The 26,968-nt window shown below is 56.8% G+C and carries 20 protein-coding genes, 15 tRNA genes and 1 rRNA gene; 30 read left to right on the top strand and 6 right to left on the bottom strand.

The features are described 5' to 3' along the window. Positions 1–109: 109 nt before the first annotated feature. From rrf to B0G52_RS28190, 23 genes are all read left to right on the top strand, one after another. Positions 110–226: ribosomal RNA gene (gene rrf, locus B0G52_RS28290) — 5S ribosomal RNA — on the top strand. Between the two features lie 72 nt (positions 227–298). Beyond that, positions 299–374, top strand: a tRNA-Asn gene (locus B0G52_RS28285). Positions 375–377: 3 nt separating this feature from the next. Then, positions 378–469: transfer RNA gene (locus tag B0G52_RS28280), tRNA-Ser, on the top strand. Between the two features lie 19 nt (positions 470–488). Next, a tRNA-Glu gene (locus B0G52_RS28275) sits at positions 489–563 on the top strand. A 102-nt stretch (positions 564–665) separates the two neighbouring features. Then, positions 666–742 (top strand) — tRNA-Met (locus B0G52_RS28270). A 31-nt stretch (positions 743–773) separates the two neighbouring features. Continuing rightward, positions 774–850 (top strand) — tRNA-Asp (locus B0G52_RS28265). A gap of 32 nt (positions 851–882) precedes the next feature. Further along, positions 883–958, top strand: a tRNA-Phe gene (locus B0G52_RS28260). A gap of 20 nt (positions 959–978) precedes the next feature. Continuing rightward, a tRNA-Thr gene (locus B0G52_RS28255) sits at positions 979–1,054 on the top strand. A 17-nt stretch (positions 1,055–1,071) separates the two neighbouring features. After that, positions 1,072–1,155: transfer RNA gene (locus B0G52_RS28250), tRNA-Tyr, on the top strand. A gap of 17 nt (positions 1,156–1,172) precedes the next feature. After that, positions 1,173–1,246 (top strand) — tRNA-Trp (locus B0G52_RS28245). Between the two features lie 22 nt (positions 1,247–1,268). Next, positions 1,269–1,344: transfer RNA gene (locus B0G52_RS28240), tRNA-His, on the top strand. 20 nt (positions 1,345–1,364) lie between these two features. After that, positions 1,365–1,439 (top strand) — tRNA-Gln (locus tag B0G52_RS28235). A 15-nt stretch (positions 1,440–1,454) separates the two neighbouring features. After that, a tRNA-Gly gene (locus B0G52_RS28230) sits at positions 1,455–1,529 on the top strand. A 16-nt stretch (positions 1,530–1,545) separates the two neighbouring features. Next, positions 1,546–1,619 (top strand) — tRNA-Cys (locus B0G52_RS28225). Positions 1,620–1,634: 15 nt separating this feature from the next. Continuing rightward, a tRNA-Arg gene (locus B0G52_RS28220) sits at positions 1,635–1,711 on the top strand. A gap of 17 nt (positions 1,712–1,728) precedes the next feature. Then, positions 1,729–1,813: transfer RNA gene (locus tag B0G52_RS28215), tRNA-Leu, on the top strand. A gap of 155 nt (positions 1,814–1,968) precedes the next feature. Beyond that, the gene (locus tag B0G52_RS28210) at positions 1,969–4,494 is read left to right on the top strand and encodes a winged helix-turn-helix domain-containing protein (protein WP_094049577.1); all 2,526 of its coding nucleotides are present in this window, start codon (positions 1,969–1,971) and stop codon (positions 4,492–4,494) included. Between the two features lie 42 nt (positions 4,495–4,536). Continuing rightward, on the top strand, positions 4,537–7,143 hold the full coding sequence (locus B0G52_RS35735) for a winged helix-turn-helix domain-containing protein (protein ID WP_094049575.1): 2,607 nt from the start codon (positions 4,537–4,539) through the stop codon (positions 7,141–7,143). Positions 7,144–7,470: 327 nt separating this feature from the next. After that, positions 7,471–12,543 (top strand): Ig-like domain-containing protein, encoded by a 5,073-nt coding sequence (locus tag B0G52_RS28200; RefSeq protein WP_094049573.1) that lies wholly within the window; start codon positions 7,471–7,473, stop codon positions 12,541–12,543. A 183-nt stretch (positions 12,544–12,726) separates the two neighbouring features. Further along, entirely contained in the window at positions 12,727–13,470 is a 744-nt protein-coding gene (locus B0G52_RS36355; RefSeq protein WP_233163147.1) for a hypothetical protein, read from the top strand. Then, a complete protein-coding gene (locus B0G52_RS36350) occupies positions 13,436–13,975 on the top strand; it encodes a hypothetical protein (protein ID WP_233163145.1) in 540 nt (179 codons plus the stop codon). The genes B0G52_RS36355 and B0G52_RS36350 overlap by 35 nt, the downstream gene beginning before the upstream one ends. A 112-nt stretch (positions 13,976–14,087) precedes the next feature. Beyond that, positions 14,088–14,867: a hypothetical protein gene (locus B0G52_RS36345; RefSeq protein ID WP_233163151.1), complete on the top strand. Its 780-nt coding sequence runs from the start codon at positions 14,088–14,090 to the stop codon at positions 14,865–14,867. Next, positions 14,753–15,115 (top strand): DUF1854 domain-containing protein, encoded by a 363-nt coding sequence (locus B0G52_RS28190; RefSeq protein WP_233163149.1) that lies wholly within the window; start codon positions 14,753–14,755, stop codon positions 15,113–15,115. Before B0G52_RS36345 ends, B0G52_RS28190 begins: the two co-directional genes overlap by 115 nt. Positions 15,116–15,151: 36 nt before the next feature. Here B0G52_RS28190 and B0G52_RS28185 read toward each other — a convergent pair whose 3' ends face one another. The 6 genes from B0G52_RS28185 to B0G52_RS28160 all read right to left on the bottom strand — a co-directional run bounded on the left by B0G52_RS28185 (position 15,152) and on the right by B0G52_RS28160 (position 20,026). Then, a complete protein-coding gene (locus tag B0G52_RS28185; RefSeq protein WP_094049569.1) occupies positions 15,152–15,502 on the bottom strand; it encodes an EamA family transporter in 351 nt (116 codons plus the stop codon). Further along, complete coding sequence (locus tag B0G52_RS28180) at positions 15,496–15,915, bottom strand: DUF2304 domain-containing protein (RefSeq protein WP_094049567.1); 420 nt, start codon at positions 15,913–15,915, stop codon at positions 15,496–15,498. Before B0G52_RS28180 ends, B0G52_RS28185 begins: the two co-directional genes overlap by 7 nt. Further along, positions 15,912–16,670: a glycosyltransferase family 2 protein gene (locus B0G52_RS28175; protein ID WP_233163143.1), complete on the bottom strand. Its 759-nt coding sequence runs from the start codon at positions 16,668–16,670 to the stop codon at positions 15,912–15,914. The genes B0G52_RS28180 and B0G52_RS28175 overlap by 4 nt, the downstream gene beginning before the upstream one ends. Continuing rightward, entirely contained in the window at positions 16,663–17,919 is a 1,257-nt protein-coding gene (locus B0G52_RS28170; RefSeq protein ID WP_233163141.1) for a glycosyltransferase family 39 protein, read from the bottom strand. The genes B0G52_RS28175 and B0G52_RS28170 overlap by 8 nt, the downstream gene beginning before the upstream one ends. A gap of 171 nt (positions 17,920–18,090) precedes the next feature. Beyond that, entirely contained in the window at positions 18,091–19,308 is a 1,218-nt protein-coding gene (locus B0G52_RS28165; protein WP_094049563.1) for a sensor histidine kinase, read from the bottom strand. A gap of 13 nt (positions 19,309–19,321) precedes the next feature. Further along, positions 19,322–20,026, bottom strand: a complete 705-nt coding sequence (locus B0G52_RS28160) for a response regulator transcription factor (RefSeq protein WP_094049561.1) — start codon at positions 20,024–20,026, stop codon at positions 19,322–19,324. A 231-nt stretch (positions 20,027–20,257) separates the two neighbouring features. Between B0G52_RS28160 and B0G52_RS28155 the strand changes: the two genes are divergently transcribed. The 7 genes from B0G52_RS28155 (at position 20,258) to B0G52_RS28125 (ending at position 26,966) form a co-directional block, all read left to right on the top strand. Then, positions 20,258–21,931 carry an ABC transporter substrate-binding protein gene (locus B0G52_RS28155; protein WP_094049559.1) on the top strand — a complete coding sequence of 558 codons (1,674 nt, stop codon included), beginning with the start codon at positions 20,258–20,260 and terminating at the stop codon, positions 21,929–21,931. 85 nt (positions 21,932–22,016) lie between these two features. Continuing rightward, a complete protein-coding gene (locus B0G52_RS28150) occupies positions 22,017–22,985 on the top strand; it encodes an ABC transporter permease (RefSeq protein WP_094049557.1) in 969 nt (322 codons plus the stop codon). Between the two features lies 1 nt (position 22,986). Beyond that, entirely contained in the window at positions 22,987–23,820 is an 834-nt protein-coding gene (locus B0G52_RS28145) for an ABC transporter permease (RefSeq protein WP_094049554.1), read from the top strand. 12 nt (positions 23,821–23,832) lie between these two features. After that, positions 23,833–24,696, top strand: coding sequence for an ATP-binding cassette domain-containing protein (locus B0G52_RS28140; RefSeq protein ID WP_094049552.1), 864 nt, complete (start codon positions 23,833–23,835; stop codon positions 24,694–24,696). Continuing rightward, positions 24,638–25,240, top strand: a complete 603-nt coding sequence (locus B0G52_RS28135) for an ABC transporter ATP-binding protein (protein ID WP_094049550.1) — start codon at positions 24,638–24,640, stop codon at positions 25,238–25,240. Before B0G52_RS28140 ends, B0G52_RS28135 begins: the two co-directional genes overlap by 59 nt. Positions 25,241–25,367: 127 nt before the next feature. Beyond that, positions 25,368–25,637 (top strand): 30S ribosomal protein S14, encoded by a 270-nt coding sequence (gene rpsN / locus B0G52_RS28130; RefSeq protein WP_094049548.1) that lies wholly within the window; start codon positions 25,368–25,370, stop codon positions 25,635–25,637. A 69-nt stretch (positions 25,638–25,706) separates the two neighbouring features. After that, positions 25,707–26,966, top strand: a complete 1,260-nt coding sequence (locus B0G52_RS28125; RefSeq protein WP_094049546.1) for an ATP-grasp domain-containing protein — start codon at positions 25,707–25,709, stop codon at positions 26,964–26,966. The last annotated feature ends 2 nt before the right edge of the window (positions 26,967–26,968 follow it).

Here is a 26,968-nt window from a genome sequence, read left to right as displayed (position 1 = left end):
GGGCTTATCCTAACGAATTGACGAGTAAGCAAGACACTTCACCTTCTTCTTCGCATCGCTTGGTTCGCATCCAGTTTTCAAGGCGTAAGCCTTGTTACAAATGATCTGGTCTGGTGATGACGGCGGAGGGGTTCCACGCGTACCCATCCCGAACACGACCGTTAAGCCCTCCAGCGCCGATGGTACTTGGACCGCAGGGTCCTGGGAGAGTAGGACGTCGCCAGGCCGGATGCATGCCCGAGCAGTCGATGAAGTCGACGACCAGGGCTGGATCCATAGCATCACCCACTGCTTACATTCCCTGATAGCTCAGTTGGTAGAGCACTCGACTGTTAATCGAGTTGTCACAGGTTCGAGTCCTGTTCGGGGAGCCATTTGGAGAGGTGTCCGAGTTGGTCGAAGGAGCACGATTGGAAATCGTGTAGGCGTCTAAAGCGTCTCGAGGGTTCGAATCCCTCTCTCTCCGCCATAATTTCCTTGGTAAGCATGGCCCCTTGGTCAAGTGGTTAAGACACCTCCCTTTCACGGAGGTAACAGGGGTTCGAATCCCCTAGGGGTCACCATTTTCATCTAAAAGAATTACCATAAATTGAGGGTTGCATTGCGTAGGCGATATGAGGTATGATAAGAAATGTCGCTCAAGTAAGCAATTTGCTCAATAACGACGCGGGGTGGAGCAGCCCGGTAGCTCGTCGGGCTCATAACCCGAAGGCCGCAGGTTCAAATCCTGCCCCCGCAACCAACATCATCTCGGCTCATTACCGAGTACACGCGGAGCCGTGGTGTAGAGGCCTAACATGCCTGCCTGTCACGCAGGAGACCGCGGGTTCGAATCCCGTCGGCTCCGCCATTTTTTCCCTAGAACGGTTGGGGAGCATGTAAGGCTCGATAGCTCAGCTGGTAGAGCAGAGGACTGAAAATCCTCGTGTCGGCGGTTCGATTCCGTCTCGAGCCACCATCCAGATTGTTCAACATTACGCCGACTTAGCTCAATTGGTAGAGCAACTGACTTGTAATCAGTAGGTTGGGGGTTCAAGTCCTCTAGTCGGCACCAGTTTCACTCCTAAGCGTGGAGGATTAGCGAAGTGGCCAAACGCGGGAGACTGTAAATCTCTTCCTTCGGGTTCGGTGGTTCGAATCCATCATCCTCCACCAGCATTTCTATACTCCGTAGGGGCATAGTTTAAGGGTAGAACAGCGGTCTCCAAAACCGTTAGTGTGGGTTCAATTCCTGCTGCCCCTGCCAATTAAATGTTTCAAAATCTATGGCGATCGTGGCGAAGTGGTTAACGCATCGGTTTGTGGATCCGACATTCGGGGGTTCAATTCCCCTCGATCGCCCCATTGTTTCTTCTAAACAACTTTGGGGATTAGCCAAGCGGTAAGGCAACGGACTTTGACTCCGTCACTCCTAGGTTCGAATCCTAGATCCCCAGCCATTTTCACATTAATATGCGGAAATAGCTCAGTGGTAGAGCATCTCGTTGCCAACGAGAAGGTCGCGGGTTCGAATCCCGTTTTCCGCTCCATCTCAATCTTGAATCTGGCGCCATAGCCAAGTGGTAAGGCAGAGCTCTGCAAAAGCTTTACCCCCAGTTCGAGTCTGGGTGGCGCCTCCAACAACCTCAAAGCTTGCGCCCTTAGCTCAGCTGGATAGAGCGTTTGACTACGAATCAAAAGGTCAGGAGTTCGAATCTCTTAGGGCGCGCCAGCTAGATAATTGAATATGCCGGTGTGGCGGAATGGCAGACGCGTTCGACTCAAAATCGAATGGGCAACCCCCGTGGAGGTTCGAGTCCTCTCACCGGTACCACTTTACGCAATCAACTCTTGAGATGCACTTTGTGCAACTCAAGAGTTTTTTTGTATGCGCCCCATGACAGATTTTGATAAACTACTCATGTACAACAGACTAGACGCGAATGAAGAGTAGACGCATTACATAGAGAAAGGTGAGGAAGCGTTCTGATGTTGACGGACAAGCTGCGCATTCCGGAGGTGCCGGAGGGAACGGTTACGCGCTTACGGTTGATTGAACGGATCGAGCAGGGAGTGTCGGGGTCCATCACGTATTTGTGCGCGCCTGCGGGCTACGGCAAGACAGTGCTGCTTGCGGACTGGGCTCGGCGCGTCCGGAGGAAACCGGCGTGGCTGGCAGTCGGTCCCGAGGACAACGAGCCGATGTCATTCTGGCAGGCTGTTATTCGGGCTGTCGATGAAGCGGTGCCGGGTTTTGCGCAACGAGTCGGCAACATTATAGGGCTAAGCTCCGATACGGCCGCGAGCCTGTTCGCTCAAGAGTTGGAACGGTTGGACGGGCCGCTGATATGGGTGCTGGACGATTTTCACCATATTGTCGATGAGCGGCTTCTCGCTTCATTCGCCTATTTGATCGAATATTTGCCGACTTCCGTACATGTCGTGGCTGCCGGGCGCGGCGAGCCCGCTTTTCCGACATCGCGGCTGGTCAGCGGTCAGCGGATGACAATCCTGAGTACGGCAGACCTGCGTTTCACACGGCAGGAAGGCGGCGAGTTTTACAGCGACGCCATGCGTTTGAGGCTGTCGGAGGAAGAGGTCGGCGAACGGGTCAATCTGACGGAAGGCTGGATTGCGGGAATGCGGTTGGCGCTATGTGCGGAGGATGACGGACGAATGGCATTTTCGGACATGTCGCCGCGGCTGGAGCAGTATCTGCTGACGGAAGCTTACATGCCGCTGAGCGAGCCGATGCGCCGTTTCCTTACGGACTGCTCCGTGCTGGAACGGTTGAACGCCTCCTTATGCCAAGCCGTTGCCGGGGACGAAAGGAGCCAGGAACGGTTGGAAGAATTGAGCCGCAAGCAGCTGTTCACGTTTTCGTTGGACGAGCGGCGGGAAGAATATCGGCTTCACCGGCTGTTTGCCGAATTTTTGAGACGGCGTCTGAAGAGCGCCGAGCCCGAGCGCATTCCGCTGCTGCTGGAGCAGGCGGCTCTGTGGGGCGAGCGGGAGGGGCGGGAACGGGAGGCATTGGAGTATTATGTGGCCTGCGGGCATTACGAACGGGGAATCCAGCTGCTGGAAGCGATGACGGCGAAACGTCTGCGCGTCAGCCCGGTTTGGCTGGGCTCGCTGCTGCTGCGCATTCCCGAGCGCCTCCTGATGAAGCGTCCGATTCTCTATTTTTCATGCGTGCATATGCACATGGTAGACGCTCGCTACGAGCAGGCGGAGCGGATGATGGCGAATGCGCAGAGGCAGTATGAGGAGTGCGAGAGGGAGTGGACCGAGGAGGACAAGAGCGACTTCTGGGGAGCCCTTTATTACTTCAAAATGATCCATACTTCCATCGAACTGGGGGTTATGGACGAGGCGATGCGATATATGCAGCTGTCCGCACAATATTGGCCGAGCGGTATCCGACTCATCTTCGCTCAGTCCGGGGTTGCCGGTCTGCCTTCGATCGTCCGAAAATATATCCGGCCCGACAAATTCGTCGAGAAGGCGACGAACCTGGCCATTCTAAAGTATATGTCCCAGACGCTGGGCGAGGTGGGCTGCTCGATGCGGACGTGTCTGGCGGAGGCGCTGTACGGCTACAACGAGCTGGACGAGGCGTGGAGAACGGCCGAGAGTGCTCTGGATACAGCCGTGCGCAGCGATCCCAACGCCGTCCCGGAAATTCTGCTGGCCGCCCGGCTTGTGCTGAGCGGCGTGCAGCGGGCCAAGGGGCGGCACCGCGAAGCGGAGGAGACGCTGAAGGAAACACGCAGGGAACTGGCCCGGCTTGAGGTGGTTGCGGGGCTGCTTCACTGCGATGCGGAGCTGGCGCTGATGGCGCTGGAGGAAGGCGACCGCGAGCCGGCGGAAATTTGGCTGAACCGGTACCGCCTGCGTGACGACCAACCGTTTACGGCCAGGCAGCTGTACGAATATCATTACCTGGCCCGCATTTATGCGGGGCTAGGACGGCAGACAGAGGCGTTCCGGTTGATCGAGCGGCTGACGGAAGTGGCGGACGAGGCGAATCTGCTCTATCTCTCGCTTGAGATTGCCGTGACCAAGCTGCTGCTGCTGTACGAGACGGGGCGGACGGAAGAAGCGCTCGCTTTGCTTCGGAAGGCGCTGCTTGTTTCCGAGCCCAGGTTGTACGTCCGCCTCTTCCTCGACGGCCGCGAACCGATGGCGGAGCTGCTGGCGTTGTCGATCCGCTCGTGGGATCGGTCGACAGCGGACGCGTACCCCGCTTTAGGCTACATGCGCAGCCTGCTGGCCGGTTTCGGGCGCAGAGCGGCGGAGGAGAGGCCGGTCTCGGACCTCATGCTGATTTTGACGCGCAAGGAGCTGCAGATCCTTCGGTTGATTGCCAGACGCAAAAGCAACAACGAAATGGCCGCCGAACTCGGGATCGGCTACGGCACGGTGCGGACGCATCTTCATCAAATCTACGTCAAGCTCGGGATCGGCAGCAGGAGAGAGGCGATCCGAATCGGCGAACAATTGGAGGAATAAAGCCGTCATAGCTTCAAAGCTTCGAACGAGAGAGGGCAAGCGATGAACTTCACTGGAGAGAGGGACGAACATCCGGCGAGCCGTCTGCCGATTCCGTCCGCCAAACTGACGATACCCGCCGCGGCGTCCCGCACGTTGAATCGGCAGCGGTTGATCGAACGTATTCATGAATGCCTGAAGGAGCAGACGCTGCTCCTGTTTGCGCCGGCCGGCTTCGGCAAGACCACTCTGCTGCAGCAATGGGCGGAATTCAGCGAAACCAAACCGGCGTGGTTTTCCCTTGATCCGGGAGACAACGATCCGGTGCGGTTCTGGCAGGATGTGATCCGGGCAATCGATCGAATTCATCCGGGGTTCGCAGACTCTGCGGTTGTGGGAAGCATGGGGCCGGACCGCTTGAAGACGGCTTTGACGGCGATGACGGACGAGCTTCGGCTATTGCGGGAAGAACTGGTGCTCGTACTGGACAATTTTCACGTAATCACCGATGAAACGCTGCTGTCCTCTATTTCCTATTTTATCGGAAACATGCCCTCGAACGTTCGATTGATTGCGGCGGGCCGCACCGATCCCGATTTGCCCTTGGCCGAAGAGAAGCTCTCTGCCGCTGCGGCGCATATGGGGGCGGCCGATCTGCGCTTTAGCTTGCAGGAGGGAATCGCCTTCTATGCAAATTGTATGGAGCTGGAGTTGTCGAAGGACGAGGCGGGCGAATGGGTGAGCCGAGCTGAAGGCTGGATCGCGGGTATGAAGCTGGCGGCTCTGTCGCTGCGCGGCGCGGCTCCGTCCGAGCAGCAGCTGAGAAGCTTCGCGAGCGCATCCCGGCTTATCGATCAGTATTTGCTGGAGGAAGTATGGCAGCAGCAAAGCGAGGAGATCCGCCTGTTTCTGACGGAATGCTCGGTGTTGCGGACGTTCTCTCCTTCTCTGTGCGAGGCCGTCACCGGCAGCGAAAGGAGCCGGGAGTTGTTGGGCCAGCTGGGGCGGGCGCAGCTGTTCGTCGTTCCGTTGGACGACCGAACCGGCTGGTTTCGCTTCCACCCTTTGTTCGAGGAGTTTCTTCATCGCCTTCTGAGACGTACCGAACCGGATCGGATGCCGCGGCTTCTGGAGCGGGCGGGGATGTGGTGCGAGAACGAAGCGCTTCAGGAGGATGCTCTGGATTATTACTTGAGCGGCGGGCATTACGAGAGAGCGATCGAGCTGTTGACCCGGATGCCCGTAAGGAAGCCGGGTGTCGGTACGACTTGGAAGAGCGAGCCGTTCTCGAGGATTCCGGGACATGTTCTCAGCAAGCATCCTATTCTTTATTTCTCGCATGTACATTCGGTGTTGATCGGCGAAGCCGACTACGATAGGGCGGAAAAGATGCTGCGCTATGCGGAAAGCCGATACGAAGACAATCAGGCCGCCTGGACGGACGAGGAGCGAAGCGAGTTTTGGGGCAGCTATCATTTTCTGAAAATGTGCTGCGCTGCCAGCGTTCTTCATGATCTCGAGCAGGTGAATCTGAATCTGCGCCTGTTCAAGCAATATAGCCCCGCAGGCATCAGGCTGATTCCGGCAAAGCCGAAATTCGCCGGGCTGCCGTCGATTTCCCGCCAGCATATCCGGTCGCACTCCGATTTAAGCGACAGCAAGCAGCTTGTTTTTTTTCTTCGGAGTCTCGTTGAGTCTTTGGAAAAAGCGGGCTTGGCCGCGGTGCCTCTGGCTTTCCTCGCGGAGTTGCAATATGAGTTCAACATGCCGGACGAAGCGGAAAAGTATGCGGCAAGAGCGCTTGAGTCGGTGGAGGCGGGACATATCGACCGCGCGGCTGTGCTGTTGCCTGCCCGCTTGACGCTGTTCCGTGTTCAGAAGCTTCGCGGCGAACGAGCACGGGCGATGGAAACGTTGCGTGAGACGAAGCGGGAGCTGGCGGAGCTTGGCCTGGCGGATTCGCTGGTCTATTGCGACGCGGAGCTGGCTTTGATGGCGCTGGAGGGAGGACAGGAGGAACCGGCGCTGGCCTGGCGCCGGCAGTATTCGCTGCTCGCCGGAGACGTAATAGGCGATCGGCAGTTGTACGGATACCAATGCCTGGCCCGTATTGCCGCAGCGCAGGGAATGCATGACGAGGCGATGAGCTTGACGGAGAAGCTGCTTGAGCTGGCGATCCGGACGGACCGGTTCCAGATCGAGATCGAACTGTCAGTGTTTAAGCTGGTCCTGCTTCGCCGCACGGGTCGTACGGACGAGGCGCTGCGGCTGCTGCGCCCGGTTCTGCATGCTTCGGAACTGCGCGGCTACAGGCGTACTTTGCTCGACGCCGGTCAGCCGTTGGCCGAACTGCTGCCGCTGTTGCTGGCTGAATCGTGGGAGCGGCAGGAGGAGGGAAACTGGCCCTCTCCCGGTTACGTGCGGGAGCTGTTGTTCGACTTCGGCTGGAACTTGGCCGCCGATGGCCTGGCCGATCCGGCATCGAGCCTGACGAGGAAGGAACGCGAGGTGCTGCGGCTCATCGTGAGTCGACGCACGAACAAGGAGATTGCAAGCAGGCTTGGCATTGGCATCGGAACGGTAAAGTCGCATATCAAAAATATTTACAGCAAGCTGGAGGTTGACAGCAGGGCCGAGGCAATCTGGAAAGGTGCGCTAATGGATCTGTAGTCCGCCGTTCTGCTGCTGTTTTGCCGTTCGCGGCAGCGTAAAGTAGGTAAAAGCCCCTCGAGGCATTCGCTTCGGGAGGCTTTTTGGCGTTTGTGATGTGTTGAGGCAATCTATACAGGGGGGGAGTTTTTTCCGAAATATCCTCTTTGTATAATAACAGACGTTACGACAAACCAGTTGATAGATTCGGCAGGATGCTGAATAAGCCTATATTATTATTCTACATTTTTTGCAAGAGAAAGGAAGAAAAAGATTATGAATCGAGTTTGGCGACGATCGGCAGCTTCTTGGTTCCGAAAAACGGTGTTTCTCAGGAGTCTCTGCCTAATGTTCCTGTTCGGAGGAGTGTCCGCCATCGGCTTTCAGCCATCCTATGCGGCCGACCGGACGGTAGCGACGTGGAGCGAACTGGTGACTGCGTTCCAAACCGCACCGAGCGGCGACACGATTATATTAAGCGCCGATATTACGCAGACGTCGGGTACGCTGCGCTTGCAGGTGGGGGCGAGCCTGACGCTGGATCTGCACGGCTATAAGCTGAACATCACAGCGCCCCCCGCACAAGGAGCACCCGGGGTAGGGGTCTATGGAAATTCTTCCTTGACAATTGAAGACGGGGTCGGAGGCGGGGTATTGAACACGACCGGCAGTCCGAACGGCTTTGGCGCTGGCATCGGGTCGGATAGTAATAATAAAACGGCCGGTACGATCATTATCAATAGCGGAACGGTAATTGCGGTCGGAAGCCAGGCAGCAGCAGGAATCGGTGGCGGCGGCGTTGAAGGCTCCAACGGAACGGTGATTATTAACGGAGGAACCGTCAATGCGATCGGCAACAATGGCGCGGCAGGAATCGGCGGCGGAGCCTTTGGGAACGGAGGAACGGTGATCATCACCGGCGGGATCGTGAATGCGACCGGCAACAATGGCGGCGCTGGTATCGGAGGCGGTTACAATGGGGCCGGCGCAGCGGTGACGATCACGGGGGGGACGGTTACGCCGTCCGCGGGCAATACTCCCTCTTTTTCAGTTATCGGAGGAAGCCCTTTCGGTTCATTGAGCAATAGCGGCAGCGGCACAATCGTGCTTCCGAGCGGACAGAGTTTGATTATTCCGTCCGGGGTTACTTTTGAGAATTCAGGGACGATTGAAGGCGGAGGACGGCTTAGAGGAGAGGGGACCGTCCATAATACCGGCACGATCAATAGCCCCGTATCGGGGGTCGCGGTCAACGGCAATGCATACGATTTGACGTTCGACTTGAACGGCGCGCCCGGCACGCCGCCGTCTTCTCTGCACGTGTTGGCTTCGACGATGCAGGCAGCCGGGAAGAGCCTGGCAATTCCGGCTCCTTCGGGATATGAGTTCGACGGATGGTATACCTCTGACGGAACTCTTTTTACGAATACTACCCCGATCAGTTCGATTACGAGTACCGGCAGCGCAACGCTGTATGCGAAGTGGAAAGATTTCAAAATAGTGTCGATTGTCCCGATATCGGATATACATGTCTTGTATGACACGCCGTTAGGCGCCGTCGTTTTGCCAGCGACCGTTAATGTGACGCTCAGCAACGGGGAGACGAAAACGACGGCAGTAACATGGAACGGAGGCGCTCCGGCATATGATGGCAGCCAGCCCGGCACGTATGTGTTTGCGGGTACGCTGACGGTTCCTGAAGGTTCGACGAATCCGGATGGTATAACGGCGAGCGTGAGAGTCATCGTAAGCGATCCGAAGGTAACTTCGGTTGAAGCGTTGTCGGATATACATGTCTCTTATGGCAGGCTGCTAAGCGCCATCGTTTTTCCGGCGACCGTGAACGTGACGCTCAGTAGTGGTGAGACGAAACTGGCGTCGGTGACATGGAATGCAGGTACTCCGCTGTACAGTCGCTTCGTGCCAGGAACGTATACGTTCACAGGTACGCTGGCGGCTCCGGCAGGTTTTGTGAATCCGGATGGTATAACAGCGAGTGTCAGAGTCGTTGTAGAAGACCCAACGGTCACTTCTGTGAGCATGTTGTCTGATACACATGTTCCGTATGGCACGTTGCTAAGCGCCATCGGTTTGCCAACGACCGTTAATGTGACGCTCAGCAGCGGAGAGACGAAAGCGGCATCGGTGGCGTGGGATTTAGGCACTCCGGCATACAATGGCAACCAGCCTGGCACTTACACGTTCACAGGTACGTTAACGGCCCCGGCGGGCTCGACGAATCCGGGTAATCTAACGGCGAGCATTAACGTCGTCGTAGAAGATCCGACAGTCACCTCGGTTGACGCATTGCCGGACGTTCACGTTCCGTACGGAACAGAGCTGGAAGACGTCGGACTGCCGACAACGGTAGACGTGACCCTGAGCAGCGGGGATAAGCAGGAGGCATCCATCGCATGGGATGGAGGCACCCCGGCGTACAACGGTAACCAGCCCGGCACATATGCGTTCATAGGTACGCTGACAGCTCCTGCGGGTTCGACGAATCCGGGTAATCTAACGGCGAGTATTAACGTCGTTGTAGAAGATCCGACAGTCATCTCGGTTGACGCGTTGCCGGACATTCATGTTCCGTACGGAACAGAGATGGAAGAAGTTGGGTTACCGCCAACGGTAGACGTAACCCTGAGCAGCGGGGATACCGAGCAAGCGACAGTAAGCTGGAATGGAGGCACTCCGGCGTATAATGGCAATCAGCCTGGCACGTATGTGTTCGCGGGTACGCTTACGGCCCCCGCAGGATCAACAAACCCGAATGGTATAACGGCGAGCATTAACGTCGTTGTAGAAGACCCGACAGTCACCTCGGTTGACGCGTTGTTGGACATTCATGTTCCGTACGGAACAGAGCTGGAGGAAGTTGGGCTTCCGCCAACGGTAGACGTAACCCTGAGCAGCGGGGAGACAAGAACGGCGTCGGTGACATGGAACGGAGGCACTCCGACGTACAACGGTAACCAGCCCGGCACATATGCGTTCATAGGTACGCTGACAGCTCCTGCGGGTTCGACGAATCCGGGTGGTCTAACGGCGAGCGTCAATGTGATCGTAGAAGATCCGACAGTCATCTCGGTTGACGCGTTGTTGGACATTCATGTTCCGTACGGAACAGAGCTGGAGGAAGTTGGGCTTCCGCCAACGGTAGACGTAACCCTGAGCAGTGGGGAGACAAGAACGGCGTCGGTGACATGGAATGGAGGCACCCCGGCGTACAATGGCAACCAGCCTGGAACGTATGTGTTCGCGGGTACGCTAACAGCTCCCGCAGGATCAACAAACCCGGGTGGTCTAACGGCGAGCGTCAATGTGATCGTAGAAGATCCGACAGTCATCTCGGTTGACGCGTTGTTGGACATTCATGTTCCATATGGCACAGAACTGGAAGATGTCGGACTGCCGCCAACGGTAGACGTGACCCTGAGCAGCGGGGATACCGAGCAAGCGACAGTAAGCTGGAATGGAGGCACCCCGGCGTACAACGGTAACCAGCCCGGCACCTATGTGTTCATAGGTACGTTGACGGCTCCGGCGGGCTCGACGAATCCGGGTGGTCTAACGGCGAGCGTCAATGTGATCGTAGAAGACCCGACAGTCACCTCGGTTGACGCATTGCCGGACATTCACGTTCCGTACGGAACAGAGCTGGAAGACGTCGAACTGCCGCCAACGGTAGACGTAACCCTGAGCAGCGGGGATACCGAGCAAGCGACAGTAAGCTGGAATGGAGGCACTCCGGCGTATAACGGCACTCAACCCGGCACTTACACGTTCACAGGTACATTAACGGCTCCCGCAGGATCAACAAACCCGAATAGTATAACGGCGAGCGTCAATGTGATCGTAGAAGATCCAACAGTTACCTCGGTTGACGCGTTATCGGACATTCACGTTCCGTACGGAACAGAGCTGGAAGACGTCGAACTGCCGCCAACGGTAGACGTAACCCTGAGCAGCGGGGATACCGAGCAAGCAACGGTAACGTGGGACGGAGGCGTTCCTTCGTACAACGGCAACCAGCCTGACACGTACGTGTTCACGGGCACGCTAACAGCTCCCGCCGGTTCAACGAATCCGGACAATAAGACGGCGAGCGTGAATGTGATCGTAGAAGATCCAACAGTCATCTCGGTTGACGCGTTATCGGACATCCGTGTTCCGTACGGCACGAGGTTAGATAACGTCAAGCTGCCGCTAACGGTGGAAGTGACCCTGAGCAGCGGGGATAAGCAGGAGGCGTCCATCACGTGGGATGGAGGAGATCCGGCTTACAACGGAACGAAGTCCGGCAAATACACATTCACCGGAACGTTGACACCTCCGGCCGGAGCGGCCAATCCGGACAACATGACAGCGAGTGTAAACGTCATCGTGGACAGCGCCCGGAGTTCGGAGACAGCCCCAGCCTCGGGGCCTCTTGCCCCAAGTACAAGGATCTATTGCGAAACCGGAGGCTGCACGATAAGTCTGGGTGACCAGATTGAGGTGTCTGTTCCGCCGAAGGCGGTGAATCTCCCTTTCTATTTAACGTTAGAGATGCTTGAGACGGATGAGGTGCAGCTGCCCGATGAAGCGCAAGGGCTGAGTCAGGTTTTCCGTCTGAGCAGGAATGTCGAAGATCAACCGCTCCAACTGCCGATGACTCTGCTCATCAGGCTCGAATCTACGAAGATCGGGGAAGGACGCAGAGCCGCTCTGTTTGCTTACGACAAGTCGACTGGCAAGTGGACGGAGGTAAACGGCAGTCTTGCGGGAGAGGTCTTCACGGCTCAGACGGACGAATTTGCCGATTTCGCCGTTCTTTCCGTCGTCAAGCCGGTGCCGCCATCCCAACCGCAACCGGAAGAACCCGGCATCCTTATTAGCGATATAACCGGACATTGGGCGGAGGCGGAGATCAAAGCAGCGGTTGCCAAAGGGATCGTGACAGGGTATCAAGACGGCACTTTCCGTCCGAATCAGCAGGTGTCGCGCGTAGAGTTTACGGCGCTGCTAAACCGTGCGTTTAAGCTGATCGGCAACGAAGGCGCGAGCGAGAATCCGCAATCGGAGTTCGCCGATGCGGCAAGCATTCCGACGTGGGCGAGGTCGTCCGTTGCGGAAGCGACGGCGCAAGGACTAATCCGGGGGTTCGCGGACGGGACATTCCGACCGGGCGAGCTTATAAGCCGGACGGAAATGGCGGTGATCGCGGCGCGTGCGCTGCATCTGTCGGATGCGCTGGATACGAAGCTCGCTTTTGTGGATGCGAATGACATTCCGGTGTGGGCGAGGGAAGCCGTGGCAGCCGTGCAGCGAGCCGGACTTATGAATGGGAAGAATGGGAACCGTTTTGACCCCCGTGCTCCCGTAACTCGGGCAGAGGCAGCAGGCCTGATTATCAGGATGATTGAGCATCCGCGCTGACGCATTGCAACCCGTCTATGAGTGACTGAACCAATACAAAAAAATCAAGAGAATCGCCCTCTGATTGGCCAGGAAGGTCAAGCGGGGGGCGATTGGCGTTGCAGGCAGGGATATTCCTTAAAAAGAAGAAATAATAAGAGGTTGGGCTACGATAAATGCAGGGGAACCTGGGGAGTTGATGATATGGCAGATGCTTGGAACAAGAAGTATGTGTTAAAACATAAAAATGTTGCAGTTGCAGAAATCCAGCTTGATGAAGCAACGGGCGGAATCTCGGCTATAGGCAGCGTATACGATGAACGGCACGTACCTGTTGGAGTATCTGTCAAAAAGGGACGACTGGATCGTGCTTCGCTCAATGAATGGTGGAGAGGTCGTGCGATTCCAGCCAGTCGGGATGGGATTAAAGAAGCGCTACTCGAATTAAGGCTTGCTGCGACGCAAAATTTGCTGGATAAAAGCTTGGGACTTAGTTTATCTGACCAGTATTGGATTTGTCCGGCTGGTTCGGACACCGATTGGTCGAGGCTTAATTTTTTTGATAATGATTTCTCCGAAGATGTGGGGAATGTGCTGCTCGGCAAGGGAAGTTCCGGTGAAGAAATCAGCTTAATGTCGCCAGATAACACATCGGATGGTTGGTTAAAAAAGAAATGGGCGATTATCGACGGAAAACGATGCCTTGTCAAAGGTGGAAGCGGGGCAATCCAGCAGGAGCCATACAATGAGGTGCTGGCAAGGATTGATGAAACGGCTGGGCATTCCTCATGTTCCTTATACGCTGATGATTCAAGAGGAATACCCATACAGTGTGTGCGAGAACTTCATTACACCGCAAACGGAGCTGGTTACAGCTTGGTATGTGATGCAGACGCGGGAAAAACAAAATTATGTGTCCGTGTATCAGCATTACGTGAATTGCTGTGAAGCGCTTGGCATTCCTGGTATTGTGGATGCGCTTGATCGTATGCTGGTTGTGGACTATCTGATTGCTAATGAGGATCGTCATCAGAACAATTTCGGCGTAGTAAGAAATGCAGAAACCTTGGAATGGATCGGAGCAGCTCCGATTTATGACAGCGGCTCATCGCTGTGGTTTTCCAAGCCGGCAGCGCGTATTTCTGCAACGGGAAAAATAACATGCAAACCATTTAAGCAGGATCATAACGAGCAAATTAAGCTGGTTACATCCTTCGACTGGCTGGAATTGTCCAAGCTATACGACATTGAGGATGAATTTCGAGAAATCCTGAGAGGCTCATTGTTTATTGATGAAGTAAGGAAAGATGCGCTCTGCAGCGCTTTGCGCAAGCGCATCGAGATGCTGGATGAATTTGTCCATTCCCGCGCCCCTCATGTTCGGATAGATGATCGAAGCAACGATGTGACGGAAAATATAGCATATAGCGGAGAGTCAACCGAAGACGTTTAAGGTAATCCTTCGTCGCAAGAAAGAGTATCCATAGGATAAAGGCCTAAAAGCAGACCGGATAAAACAATTCTGGTCTGCTTAATTTTGTCGGTAAGAATGAAGGAGGCGTTCTATGTGGTCCGTTGAACAGCTGCCGCCGGCGATTCGCAGCCGATTGGATGAGGAGGCAATCTATTGCGCGCAGACGGATTTAAATGAAGCCGGTCAATTCCTTCCGTTATGGCTAATAGTAACAGCAAAGGATGTGGCGGTATGGAGTCTTGACGGCAACGAGCTGCATAGATTGCCTGTCTCCGACTTGCGGGGAGCTAGAACGATTGAAGCGATCGGGGGCGGCACGCTCGTTGCGGATACAGCGGCGGGAGGCCGCTTGCTGCTAAGCTACACGGCAAGCTATGCAGCGGTATTCGAATATGCGGCGAAGCTGATCACGGCGTTATCCGCCGGCGAAGCTTTGCCGGATGCAGCGGAGACGGACTATCCGAGAATGTGTCCGGTCTGCGGAATGATGATGCCGGCCGGAGACGGCAAGTGTCCTGCTTGCCGCAGCAAGAGCAGCGTCCTGCTGCGGATGCTGGAATTCGCTAAGCCTTACAGAATGCAGATGCTCGCCGCTGCGGCGTTGCTTGTCGTTACGACCTTGATAGAGCTTATCCCGCCTTATTTGACCAAAGTCATTGTCGACGATGTGCTGCGACCAGGCAATATGGGCAGCGCGTTGATCTGGCTCGTTGCGGCATCGCGTATCCGGAATTGCTGCTGTACCGAACCTTTCCTCTGCAATATCCCGATCGGTATATTTCCGTACGTGCGGAAGAGACGGAGATCGGCGTTATCGAAAACCCGCAGCAGCTCGACGAGGCCAGTTTGCAGGAACTTAGAACGGAGTTGAAAAGACGTTGTTTTTTGCCGCAGGTAGCGGCAGTTCGAAGCGTCAGGCAGAAAGGCGATCTCTGGGAGTGGGAATTGGACACGGATGCCGGAGCATTGCGGTTGAGGATGCGTAACCTGCACGATCATGTACAGTACCACAACCATCATCGCATTCTGCTGACAGACCTCAATGGGAGACGATGCGAAATTCCGGACAGGACGAAGCTCGATACGCAGAGCCGCAAGTGGCTGGACGACGTACTCTAGCCGAGCATGAGAGCCAGATTAATGAGGACGGATCGCTCATCTCAGTCCGATCACGAACGCGCCGGCGACAATGATGCCGGCCCCGATCCAGCGGTTCGGAGGGATCGCTTCGCCCAGCAGCAGCCAAGCGAGCAGAAGCGCGAACACGTAAGCGAGACTTTGCAGCGGATAAGCGGCGCTTAACGGCAGTCTCGACAGGACGGCGAGCCAGAGCAGCGTCGCCAAGCCGTACAGAAGAACGCCGGATAGAATCCACGGGGAGGCGGCGACTTGCAGCGCATTGTGCGGATGCAGGCCGCCCAGCCTGTCCAGGCCGATTTTCCACATGATCTGACCGACAACCAGCAGCGCGATATTCAGCAGCAGCAACGCGTAAGCCGTCACCATGCCCGATCGTCCAGCTCGATTCTCCCCGCCTCTTCTCGCGCGAAGCTCCTCGCGACTCGCAGTTTTTCCTGCTCGAGCACCCTGATCCGCTGCTCCTGCATCGCCAGCGTCTGGGTCAGCTTGATGATTCGACCGGTCAGCGATGACAGGGCGATCGACATATGCATCAGGAGAAAAAGCACGCCTACGAATGCAAGCAAGTACAGCAGCGACGGGGCATAGACGACGTTGAAGAAGGCCGCGAGCCGGTCGATGACGCTCGGGAACGGAGACAGCGCGATCATCAGCGTCCCGAGCGCGAGCCACAGGAGCGCATACTGCTCGCGCAGCTTCCGCACCCGGATCAGGTGCAGGACGGTCGCGGTAAAGCCGATGCCGATCATGAAGCTGACGAAATAAACGTCCGGATTCATAGCTGGGCGCTCAACTCCTTGTTCTTCCGGCTTCTGGTCATGAATACGGCAAGCGTCACTTTGATCATGTAGTAGACCGATTTGAGCGCCGAGATGCTGGATTTGCCCGTCTTGCGCGCGCTCATGACGACGGGCGTCTCCACGAAAGACAAGCCGCAGTTGTCCATCAACACGAGCGCCTCCACTTCGGGATAGTCGGTCGGGTAATCGCGCGCGAACAGCTCGATCGTCCTTCGGCCGCATACCCTGTAGCCCGACGTCGGATCGGTCACCTTCCGTCCGATCAGCCCCGAGACGAGTCCGGCCAGCAGGTCGATGCCGACTTTGCGGGCAAACGTCGATTGGAAGCCTTCGCCGGTCAGGAAGCGCGAGCCGACGATCATGTCCGCTCCGCTTGCGCGAAGCGTATCGAGCAGCCGCCCGAAGTCGGCCGGATTGTGCTGACCGTCGCCGTCGATCTGGGCGGCGTACCGGTATCCGTTCTCGGCGGCGTAGCGATAGCCGGTTTGCACCGCGCCCCCGATGCCGAGATTGGTCGACAGGTGGATGACGAGCGCTCCGGCCTCCTCCGCCAGCCGACCGGTGGCGTCCCTGGAACCGTCGTTCACGACGAGCACGTCCGTATAGGGCGCGCGCGTCCGGATTTCATTCACGACCCGGGCGATGCCTTCCGCTTCGTTGTAGGCCGGCACGATGATGAGCGCTTCTCTGGCGCCGGGAAAGCAGGTCATCTGGTCGAACGTCATGTTAAGCATGTCGGTTCCTCCTTGCCATCGACAGCTTCGAGCGAAGCCGGAAACGCTTGTCCAGCCACTCGGACAGCCAAGCGAGCAGCCGGGCCGCCAGCAAACTGTCAAGAATAATGATTTGCGGCATTGCGGTAAAGTTGTAGCGGTATTCCGGCACGAAGGCGAGGCGGGCCGCGGATATCGCGATCAGCAGGACAACGATGAGCATGGCCGGCTGCCGCCAGTTAATCAGGATAACAAGGGCCGCGATCAGTCCCGTATAGACAAGCAGCAGATGAAGCGCCGCTCGGAACGGGATCACCGGATAGAACGGCTTATGGCCGCTGCCCGTGAACATTTTGCCGTAGATGTAGTCCAGCTTGCCGACCGTATACCATTTCACGAACGTCCACGTATGCTCCGTAAAGCCGACCCGCAGCCGCTCCCTGGCGACCTCCATCTGGGTTTTGCCGACCCGGTCGACGAGACCGTCGTCGTAATTTTTGTTCGGATACGTGCCGGCCGCGAACGGGTTGACTTGGGTCGCCGTCACGATGGGCTTGTTGAGCGTTACGATATTGCGAATCAGCCATGGCGACAGCACGACCGTCATTCCGAGCGCCGTGCACAGCAGCAGCTTCAGCGACTGACCGCCTTTGCGCCGCCAGTGCAGGTACAGCAAGTAAGCGGCTGGAGCCATTGCGAGAAATTCGGGACGGACGAGCGCGGTCAGCCCGAGGGCGATGCCGGCCCGCAGCGCGGCCATGCGGTTCGCTCGTTCGAAGGCGACAAGCTGCCAGTAGAGGTACGTCGTAAGCAGCATCGCGGCGATCGTCTCCGTGAGCACCGCCCCTGTCGTCCAGATGAAGGGCGGGTAGACGGCCATGCCCGCAGCCGCGAGCAGTCCGGCCCATTCGCCGCCGAGCCGTTTGGCGATACGGTAGGAGAGCCAGATCGTAATCAGGCTGAAGACGAGTTGGATGTACCGAATCGCCGCCATAGGATCGCGCTGCTTGTAATCGACGAGTTTGTATACGGCGGCCATGAACAGCGGATAACCGGGGGACACCCGGGCGTTCGGCTCCTCGCTTTTGTACCCGTAGACGCCTGTCTCCAGCAGCTGCCGGACCATGATGTCGTAGTGAACCGTATCGTGCGAATTGTGGTGGTCGACCGAGACGAGAAAGTCGAACCGCACATACGCGGCTGCGAGCAAAATGAGCAGCAGGGCGACGCGGGACCATTCGTTCAGCTTAAAGCGTGTCAACAAGAACAAGATAGCAGCTCCTCTCCCGAGGCTGGTTCGGCATGCAAAAAAACCGTTAAGCCTCTCTCTATAGCTTCCAATTGATTGAAAGTATAGAGGAGACAGCTTAACGGGTCAGTAAGTCAAAGCTTAACGAAATCTTATCATTTTCCGTAGAAAAGTTCAGGGCTTCGGCGGCTCCTACAGCGGCAAACGGGTCGTGAAGACGGTTTTGTCCTTGCGGCTGGAAGCGGCGATCGTTCCCCCGTGGACTTCGATGATGCTCTTCGTAATGGCGAGCCCGAGGCCGGTCCCACCGGTATCCTGGGAGCGGGAGCGCTCGACCCGGTAGAAGCGGTCGAAAATAAACGGCAAATCCCGCTCGGGGATCGGGTCTCCGTAGTTGGCGACCTCCACGATCGCCTCCTCGCCGGACCGGCGTACGGCAATGTCGATATACGGATTTGTCCGGCCGTAGCGGATCGCGTTGGAGATCAGATTGCCGAAGCCGCGGACGAGCAGGTCGCCGTCCGCCGAGACGGTCAGCGTGGCGGCATCGGCATCGATTCTGCACGTCATTCCGGCCTCCTCCAGCTGAGGGACGAACTCTTCGGCCAACTGCCGCATAAAGCCGACCAAGTCCAGCTCGACGGCGTTGAGCGGCATGCCGTTGTTGATCCGCGTGAACTCGAACAGGTCGTCGATCAGTTTCTTGAGGCTGATCGCCTTGTGGTAAGCGATGTCGGTATAATGGCGAAGCTCGACTTCGTCCCGGTAACGATCCTGATTGATGACCTCGAGGAAGCCGAGAATCGAGGTAAGCGGGGTTCGCAGGTCGTGCGAGACGCCGGTAATGAGATCGTTCTTCGTCTGCTCGGCGTTGCGCTCGTCGAGAATGGAGCGGTGCAGCTTGGCCGCCATCGCGTTAATGCTGTGCGCAACTTCGGCAAGCTCTCCGGAAGCCTCCGCCGTCTCGATAGGCCGGTCGAATTGGCCGTCTGCGATTTCCTGCAGGCCGGCCGTAATGCGCTTCAGATCGCGGCTGAGCTGCCTGCTTAACCGTCCGATGATCTCCTGGAGACGGCCGATCTCATCGGCGGGACGGGAGGGCGCGGGCGGCTCCTCGAAGTTGCCTTCCTCCATGCGCTGCAAGACGGCGTACAGTCTGTCCAGCCTGCGCAACGTTTCGCGGGTAAGCAGAAAAAAGCTGAAAACGTACAGAACGATTCCGGCCGCGATGAAGACGGGCAGGGAGCCGATATGGTTGATGACGTAGGCAAACGGCGCGCGAAGCGACGATTGCAGCAGCAAGGCGACAAGAAAGTCGGCGACGAACAGCGCCGCAGCCGTTATGGCGACGCTGATCAAGCTGTGGAAAAGCAGCTTCCAGCGAAGCGAATAAACTCCGTTTAAGCTCAATCGTTTCTCCCCCTCACGTGGCCGATTCCATTTTGTAGCCGATGCCCCATACCGTTTTAATAATCCGGGGATTTTGCGGGTCTTTCTCGATTTTCTCGCGGATTTTGCGAATATGGACCATCACCGTGTTTTTCGACTCCATAAAAGGCTCGTTCCACGCTTTCTCGTAGATCGCGTCCATGCTCAGCACCGCGCCGCGATTGACGGCCAGCAGCCGCAGGATGGCGAATTCGCGCGGAGTCAGCTTGACCTCCTTGCCGTCCACCATGACCGTATAATTGATGAAGTTGATAACCAGATCGTCGATCTCGACGACGCTGCCGTCGTTGTGGAGCTGGCGCTTGAACCGGTCGTAGCGACGCAGCTGGGACTTCACGCGCGCCATCAGCTCCAGAGGATTAAACGGCTTCGTCACATAGTCGTCCGCCCCGATGCTGAGGCCGGATATTTTATCGATGTCCTGGCTTTTGGCGGACAGGAAAATGATCGGCACGTCATACTGCTCGCGGATTTTGATGCACGTCTCGATCCCGTTCAGATGCGGCATCATCACGTCCAGGACGACCAGGTCCACCGGATTGGCGGACATCAGCTCCAGCGCCTCCAGGCCGTCTCCCGCCTTAAGCAGCTTGTACCCTTCGTTAAGGAGATAGATCTCCATCAGCTTAATGATTTCTTTCTCGTCGTCCACCAACAAGATCGTCGTACTCGAAGACATTTCCCATCACCTGCATGTTCATAGTGCTTTCCTACGTAAATATAGCATAACCCGGGCTCCGGCAGATCTTAAGTCTTGTTAAGGAATGGGGCTGCGCGGTGTTGGCCGCTTGCGCTTCGCATCCAGGAGGATATTCGCCGAACAGTGAAGAGAAGTATTCATTGACAAAGTTAATCGTTATAATTACAATCTGTTAATAGTAATTATTACAATAAAATTGTGGAGGTTACCATGCTGCCAAAAGAAAGAGGCTTCATCCCCAAACGAGCTTTATCGTACTTTATCCTGGCTTTGTCGGCGGTTATGCTTCTCGCGGGCTGCACATCGAGTTCTCCGACGAAGGAAAGCGCGTCCTCCTCGCAAAGTCCGTCAGACTCGCAAAGCCCAAACGCAGTTAAAGACGAACTTATACTGGCGGTAGGCAAAACCGACGTCGGCATGTTCGACCCGAAGAAGGGCTGGGGAACTCATGCGCAGATTCGCCTGACTCACAGCTCGCTGCTTACGATCGATTCGGAGCTTAACTTTATCGGGGACCTGGCCAAATCTTATACGGTCAGCGACGACGCCTTGACGTGGACTTTCCCGCTGAGGGATGACGTCAAGTTCTCCAACGGAGAGCAAGTAACGGCGGAGGATGTCAAATTTACATACGAAATGCTTAAGGAAGACGGCATCAAATTCGATTTGTCCTTCGTCGAATCGATCGGGATCGCGGAAGGCAACACGATTGTCATTACGCTTCATGAACCGCGTTCCACCTTCGTCAGCCAGCTGACGGAGATCGGAATTGTACCCAAGGCGCATTACGACGACAATTACTCTCAAAACCCGATAGGCTCGGGACCCTATAAAGTCGTTCAGTACAATGACGGACAGCAGATTATTATGGAATACAATCCGTACTGGTACGGCACGGCGCCCCAGTTCAAAAAGCTGACCCTGCTGCTGCTCGCGGAGGACGCCGCTCTGGCGGCCGCCAAGGCCGGGCAGGCCGATATCGTCTACGTCCCGCCTACGTTCGCGGAGCAGAAGGTGGAAGGAATGACGCTGCGCGCCTTCGAGAGCATAGATTCCCGCGGCATCATGCTGCCGGCCGTTCCGAGCGGGGCCAAGGGCAAGACGAACGACAAAGACGTGGAGGTCGGCAACGACGTGACGTCCGATCTTGCCATTCGCCAGGCGCTCAATATCGGGCTGGACCGCCAGAAGCTGCTGGACGTGGCGATCGGAGGATACGGTCAGAAGGCGTACTGTCTGTGCGACAACATGCCCTGGTTTAACGAGGAAACGATCGTTGACGACGGCGATATCGAAGGGGCGAAGAAGATCCTGACCGACGGAGGCTGGAGCGATTCGGACCAAGACAGCATTGTGGACAAGAACGGACGCAAAGCCGAGTTCAATATGTTCTTCAGCTCCAGCGACCAGCTTCGCACCGATCTTTCGCTGGCCGTCGCCGACCAGGCAAGCGAATTGGGCATCAAGATCAACTTGATCGGAGCGACCTGGGACGAGATCTACGTGAAAGGCAAAACCGCGGCCGTCGCCTGGGGAGGAGGCAGGCATCATCCGCATCAATTGTATACGATGAATTCCTCCAAAGTGATCGATACCAGCTACCACAATATGTCCAATTACCGAAATCCGAAGGTGGACGAGTATTTGGACAAGGCGCTTACGGCCACGACCCAGGAGGAAGCGAACAAATACTGGAAGCTTGCCCAGTGGGACGGCCACACCGGCTTCAGCGGCATCGGGGATGCGCCGATCGTCTGGCTTGTCCGCGTGGATCATCTGTACCTGGCCAATGAAAAGCTGAACCTGGGCAAGCAGCCCGTCCACACTCACGGTCACGAATGGGCGCTGTTCGGCAACATAACGGAATGGACCTGGGACAACTGATTCATTCATGATAGCCGGGAAAGAGGGAGTTGCAGGAAGCCTCCGCTTCCGAAACTCCCTTTCCTGTGCGGAAAGGGGGGCCATAGTGGCCAAAAGCATTGCAATTCGTTTGGTTCGAGTGGCGACTTTGCTGATCGGACTGTCTATTCTAACCTTTTCCTTGATCCACCTATCCCCGATGGACCCGGTCAATGCCTATATCGGCGGGGACACCTCCGCGTCGCCTGAGCAGATCGAGAAGTTCAAGCAATATTGGGGCGTGGACAAGAGCCCCGTTGAGCAATACCTTTCCTGGGCCGGCTCGCTGCTGCAAGGCAACTTCGGCACCTCCCTGCTATACCGCAGCCCCGTGCTCGACATTATCCAAAGCCGGTTTCTGACTTCGCTGGCGCTGATGGGGGCGGCATGGCTGCTGTCCGGGGGGATCGGATACAGTCTTGGCGTAATCGCCGCCGTCCACAGGGGCAAGCTCATTGACAGAATCATCAAATGGTACAGCTATACGCTCGTGTCCACGCCGATTTTCTGGATGGGTCTCATCTTGTTGATCGTGTTTGCCGTCTGGCTCAAATGGTTTCCCGTAGGCTTGGCGGTTCCGGCCGGGGTGCTGGAGAGCGAAGTAAGATTTATAGACAGGGTGCATCATTTCGCGCTGCCGGCGCTGACGCTCAGCATTCTGGGAGTCGCCAATGTGGCAATGCACACAAGGGAGAAAATGATCGACATTCTGAACTCGGAATACATCGTTTTTGCGAAGGCCAGAGGGGAGAGCAAATGGCAGATTTTCAAAAACCACGGCTTCCGCAACTCCATCCTGCCGGCCATCTCCCTGCAATTCGCTTATTTCGGCGAGCTGTTCGGCGGTTCCATGCTCGCGGAGCAGGTGTTTGCCTATCCGGGGCTCGGAAGCACGTTGACGACAGCCGGCTTGAAGGGCGATTTGCCGCTGATGGTCGGGATCATTCTGGTCAGTTCCTTGTTCGTGTTTGCCGGGAATTTGATCGCGGATATTTTAAACAAGGTCGTGGATCCGCGGATGAAGGGAGCGGTCTAGCATGTTGAGCGTACAGGAAGGATGGAACGTCCGGAAAACGATGCTGCTGCTGGCGGCGTCTTCCGCCGCATTTCTATTGCTTCTTCTCTTTCTCGGCTTCTGGCTGAGCAACGACAATCTTCGCCTGAGCGTGGCCAGAAACCTGCCGCCGAGCTGGGAGCACCCGTTCGGCACGGACTGGCTCGGCAGAGATATGTTCACCCGGACGATCAAGGGGCTGCGATTATCCTTGTCGGTCGGGGCTTTGGCCTCGGTCATCAGCGTAGTCGTCGCGATCGTGATGGGAACGTGCGCAGCCGTTTTCGGCAAAGCGGCGGACGCGGTCATTTCGTGGATTATCGATCTGTTCATCGGCATGCCTCATCTTGTATTCATGATTTTGATCTGCTTCATCGCGGGCGGGGGAATCTACGGAATCGTGCTGGGCATCTCGCTGACTCACTGGACCGCGCTTGCGAGAGTCGTGCGCTCCGAGGTTTTGCAGGTCAAAAACGCCGAGTATATTCAAATTTCCAGAAGCTGCGGGAAGTCCGCCTGGTACATTGCCCGCAGGCACATCTGGCCGGCGATTTTCCCGCAAATTCTGATCGGGTTTCTGCTGATGTTTCCGCACGTCATTCTGCATGAAGCGGCGCTGACTTTTTTGGGATTCGGACTGTCTCCGCAAACGCCGGCTATCGGCATCATTCTGTCCGAGGCGATGAGTCATATTTCTACGGGAAAATGGTGGCTGGTCGTGTTTCCGGGGCTGCTGCTGGTCGTCGTCATCAAAAGCTTCGACAGCATCGGCGAGCGGATCCGCATTTTGCTGGAGCCTGCCAGCTCGCATGAATAGGAGGGGGATACCATGAGCGACGCGCTGCTGCAAGTAGAACACCTGTCGATCGGCTTCTCCCAATACTTTAAGGGTACGAAAAAAAGGGTGATCCATCCGATCTCCGATCTGAACGTGGAAATTAGAGAGGGAGAAATCGTGGCTGTCGTCGGGTCCAGCGGCTCGGGCAAAAGCTTGCTGGCCCATGCCGTGCTGGGCATTTTGCCCGGTAACGCCGTCTGCGGGGGGAACATCGCGTACCGCGGCGAACCTCTGACCGAAGAGCGAAAGGCGCGTCTGAGAGGCCGGGAAATTTCCTTTATCCCCCAGTCGGTCAATTATCTCGATCCGCTGATGCGGGTGGGAAAGCAAGTCCGGATCGGCCTGGGAGCGGATGCGCCTAGCGTACAGCAAGCTTTGTTTCAACGATACGGATTAAAAGCGAGCGACGGGAGGTTGTTCCCGTATGAGCTGTCGGGAGGAATGCTTCGCCGGGTGCTGTTCGCCACCAGCGTGCGCGAGGGCGTGCGGCTGGTCATTGCGGATGAACCGACGCCCGGCATCCATCCGGAAGCGTTGGCCGAAATCCTGAAGCAATTGAAGCAGTTGGCGAGCGAAGGAGCGGGAGTCATGCTGATTACCCACGATCTTATGTCCGCCTTGGAAATCGCCGATCGGGTTGCCGTAATCGAAGAAGGCAGAACGGTGGAAATCTCCGAGGCGGCGGCATTCGAAGGCGCAGGCCGGCAATTGCGGACGGAGTTTACCCGAAGGCTCTGGCGGGCGCTGCCTGACAACGATTTTGATTTGGAGCTTCAAGGAAAGGAGGAGGTTCGCATTGCCGCTGATCGGAGAAAATCTGGGCTACTACTATCAAAAGGAGCGTTGGATTTTTAAGGATATCCATCTATCCGTGGCGCCCGGCGAAGTGCTCGGATTATCCGGGTACAGCGGCTGCGGCAAAACGACGCTGTCCAGAATACTCGCAGGATACATCAAGCCTCGGAACGGTCGCGTGACGGTAGGAGGGGGCGAGCTGAAGCGGAACGCTTTTCGCCCGGTGCAGCTCATCTATCAGCACCCGGAGAAAGCGATCAACCCCAAGTGGCGCATGGAGGATGTTTTGACGGAATCATACACGCCTTCCCAAGACATTCTGGACGCCTTTGAAATTCGGGACGAATGGCTGAAGCGCTGGCCGTTGGAGCTGTCGGGCGGGCAGCTGCAGCGGTTCTGCATCGTTCGGGCGCTTAATCCGGCTGCGAAGTACATTATCGCCGACGAAATGACGACGATGCTGGATGCCATTACGCAAGCGAAAATCTGGAACGCGTTTCTCCGGATATGCAGGAGCAGAAATATAGGCGTCATCGTGGTCAGTCACGAGGCCGCTCTCCTGAACCGCATCTGCGACAACCTGTACAAAGTAGGCCGGGATTAGCGGCAGGACGGGATAGCCAACGTTTATGGCCGCGGTCCCGTTGAAATAAAATACGAGGTCATCTTTACAATCAAGGAGCCTATTGTTATATTAAATGTAATTATTACGAATTAGAGGTGAGGTTGCTATGGCTAAAAAGTCGAAAGTGATCCGGGAATTGAAAAGGCAGGCTACTGTTGCCCGGTATGCGGAACTCAGAAGGCAGCTTAAGGAGAACAAGGATTACGAAGGCTTGAGCAAGCTGCCTCGGGACGCTTCGCCGACCCGGCTCCACAACCGCTGCGAAGTGACGGGAAGGCCGAGGGGATACTTGAGCAAGTTCAAGGTATCGCGTATCGTATTCCGCGAGCTGGCTCATCGGGGACAAATCCCCGGCGTGAAAAAGGCAAGCTGGTAGTCCGGCGATCGAATCGGGATTTGCACTATCGACAATTATCGTAAAAATTACGTATAAAGGAGATTCAACGTGGCACATCTGCTAATGATCGAAAGCTGGGTCGGGGCGAGCGGCAATCTGCTTCCCCCGCTCCTGAAGTCGCTCGGACATACGTACACCTTCGTTGCCCGCAGGCCGGAGCATTACCAAAGCGCTCACAGCACGGAGAAGCATCCGGTGCTTCGCCATGCGGATTCGGTTCTCGTGACGGAGACGAACGACGTTCCCGGGCTGATCGAGTTTTTGCGTCCTTACCGTTTCGACGGCGTCATTACGGTATGCGATTACTACATAGAGACGGTCAGAGAGGTGGCGCAAGCGTTCGGGCTTCCTTGTCCGTTCCCGGCTCAGGTGAAGACGGTGCGGCAGAAGCATCTGATGCGCCTCGCGCTCGATCGGGCCGGCTTGGCCAATCCAGGATACCGGCTGGCGCAATCGCGGGAGGAGGTCGCAGAGGCTGCGGCCGCCATCGGTTATCCGCTCGTGCTGAAGCCGGTGGATCTGGCGTCCAGCGCGTTCGTCAGCTTGATCTCGAACGACAGCAAGCTGGAGGCGGCTTACCAGGCGCTCGAAGCGTTCCCGCTTAATTTCAGAGAACAGGAGCGAGATCGGACGTATTTGCTCGAAGCTTATATGGCCGGCGACGAGGTCAGCGTGGAAAGCGTCAGCTATCAGGGGGAGACCGAGATTCTGGGCATTACGGACAAGTCGGTGACGGGCACTCCTTACTTTATCGAGAACGGCCATATGTTCCCGGCCGACTTGACGGAAGAGACCCGCGCCCGGACGGAGGAATTCGTGCGCGACGCGCTGCGGGCCGTCGGGTTCGATCACGGCATCGCCCACACGGAGGTGAAGCTGACGGCGGACGGACCGCGCATCGTCGAGATCAATCCGCGCACGGCGGGAAATTACATCGTCGAGCTGATCGAGCGCGTGACGGGAATCGATCTGCTTCGCGCGTTCGTGGACCTGTCTCTCGGCATGCGGCCGGTCGTCGCTTCCGGGGATCGCGGCGTCTCCAGCGCGGCCGTCTCGTTTCTCGTCCCGCCGCAAGGAGGCGTCGTCGAGAGCGTTCGGGGAGTCGAGACGCTTGCAGCGGACGAACGCATCGTCCGCTACAAGCTGGACGATTGCGCCGGCAAGCGGATTGAGCCTCCGATCGACAACGCCTGCTACTTGGGACACGTGGTCGCGCAGGACGCGGAGGGGCTTAACGCCAGACGCTACGCAGAGGAAGCGCTTGGCCGGATCGCGCTGAGCTTCGCTCCTTCGGAGCAGCGGGGGTGAAG

This window comes from Cohnella sp. SGD-V74, assembly GCF_003001675.1.
In the GTDB taxonomy this organism is placed as follows: Bacteria; Bacillota; Bacilli; order Paenibacillales; family Paenibacillaceae; genus Cohnella.
The sequence above is the reverse complement of the archived record's forward strand: the minus strand, read 5'-3'. Positions and strand labels throughout refer to the sequence as shown.

Bases quoted from the DNA above. Each gene is read 5' to 3' on its own strand.
- B0G52_RS28210 (WP_094049577.1), top strand. From the start codon at position 1,969: ATGTTGACGGACAAGCTGCGCATTCCGGAGGTGCCGGAGGGAACGGTT.
- B0G52_RS35735 (WP_094049575.1), top strand. From the start codon at position 4,537: ATGAACTTCACTGGAGAGAGGGACGAACATCCGGCGAGCCGTCTGCCG.
- B0G52_RS28200 (WP_094049573.1), top strand. From the start codon at position 7,471: ATGTTCCTGTTCGGAGGAGTGTCCGCCATCGGCTTTCAGCCATCCTAT.
- B0G52_RS36355 (WP_233163147.1), top strand. From the start codon at position 12,727: ATGGCAGATGCTTGGAACAAGAAGTATGTGTTAAAACATAAAAATGTT.
- B0G52_RS36345 (WP_233163151.1), top strand. From the start codon at position 14,088: ATGTGGTCCGTTGAACAGCTGCCGCCGGCGATTCGCAGCCGATTGGAT.
- B0G52_RS28185 (WP_094049569.1), bottom strand. From the start codon at position 15,502: ATGGTGACGGCTTACGCGTTGCTGCTGCTGAATATCGCGCTGCTGGTT.
- B0G52_RS28180 (WP_094049567.1), bottom strand. From the start codon at position 15,915: ATGAATCCGGACGTTTATTTCGTCAGCTTCATGATCGGCATCGGCTTT.
- B0G52_RS28175 (WP_233163143.1), bottom strand. From the start codon at position 16,670: ATGCTTAACATGACGTTCGACCAGATGACCTGCTTTCCCGGCGCCAGA.
- B0G52_RS28160 (WP_094049561.1), bottom strand. From the start codon at position 20,026: ATGTCTTCGAGTACGACGATCTTGTTGGTGGACGACGAGAAAGAAATC.
- B0G52_RS28155 (WP_094049559.1), top strand. From the start codon at position 20,258: ATGCTGCCAAAAGAAAGAGGCTTCATCCCCAAACGAGCTTTATCGTAC.
- B0G52_RS28145 (WP_094049554.1), top strand. From the start codon at position 22,987: ATGTTGAGCGTACAGGAAGGATGGAACGTCCGGAAAACGATGCTGCTG.
- B0G52_RS28140 (WP_094049552.1), top strand. From the start codon at position 23,833: ATGAGCGACGCGCTGCTGCAAGTAGAACACCTGTCGATCGGCTTCTCC.
- rpsN (WP_094049548.1), top strand. From the start codon at position 25,368: ATGGCTAAAAAGTCGAAAGTGATCCGGGAATTGAAAAGGCAGGCTACT.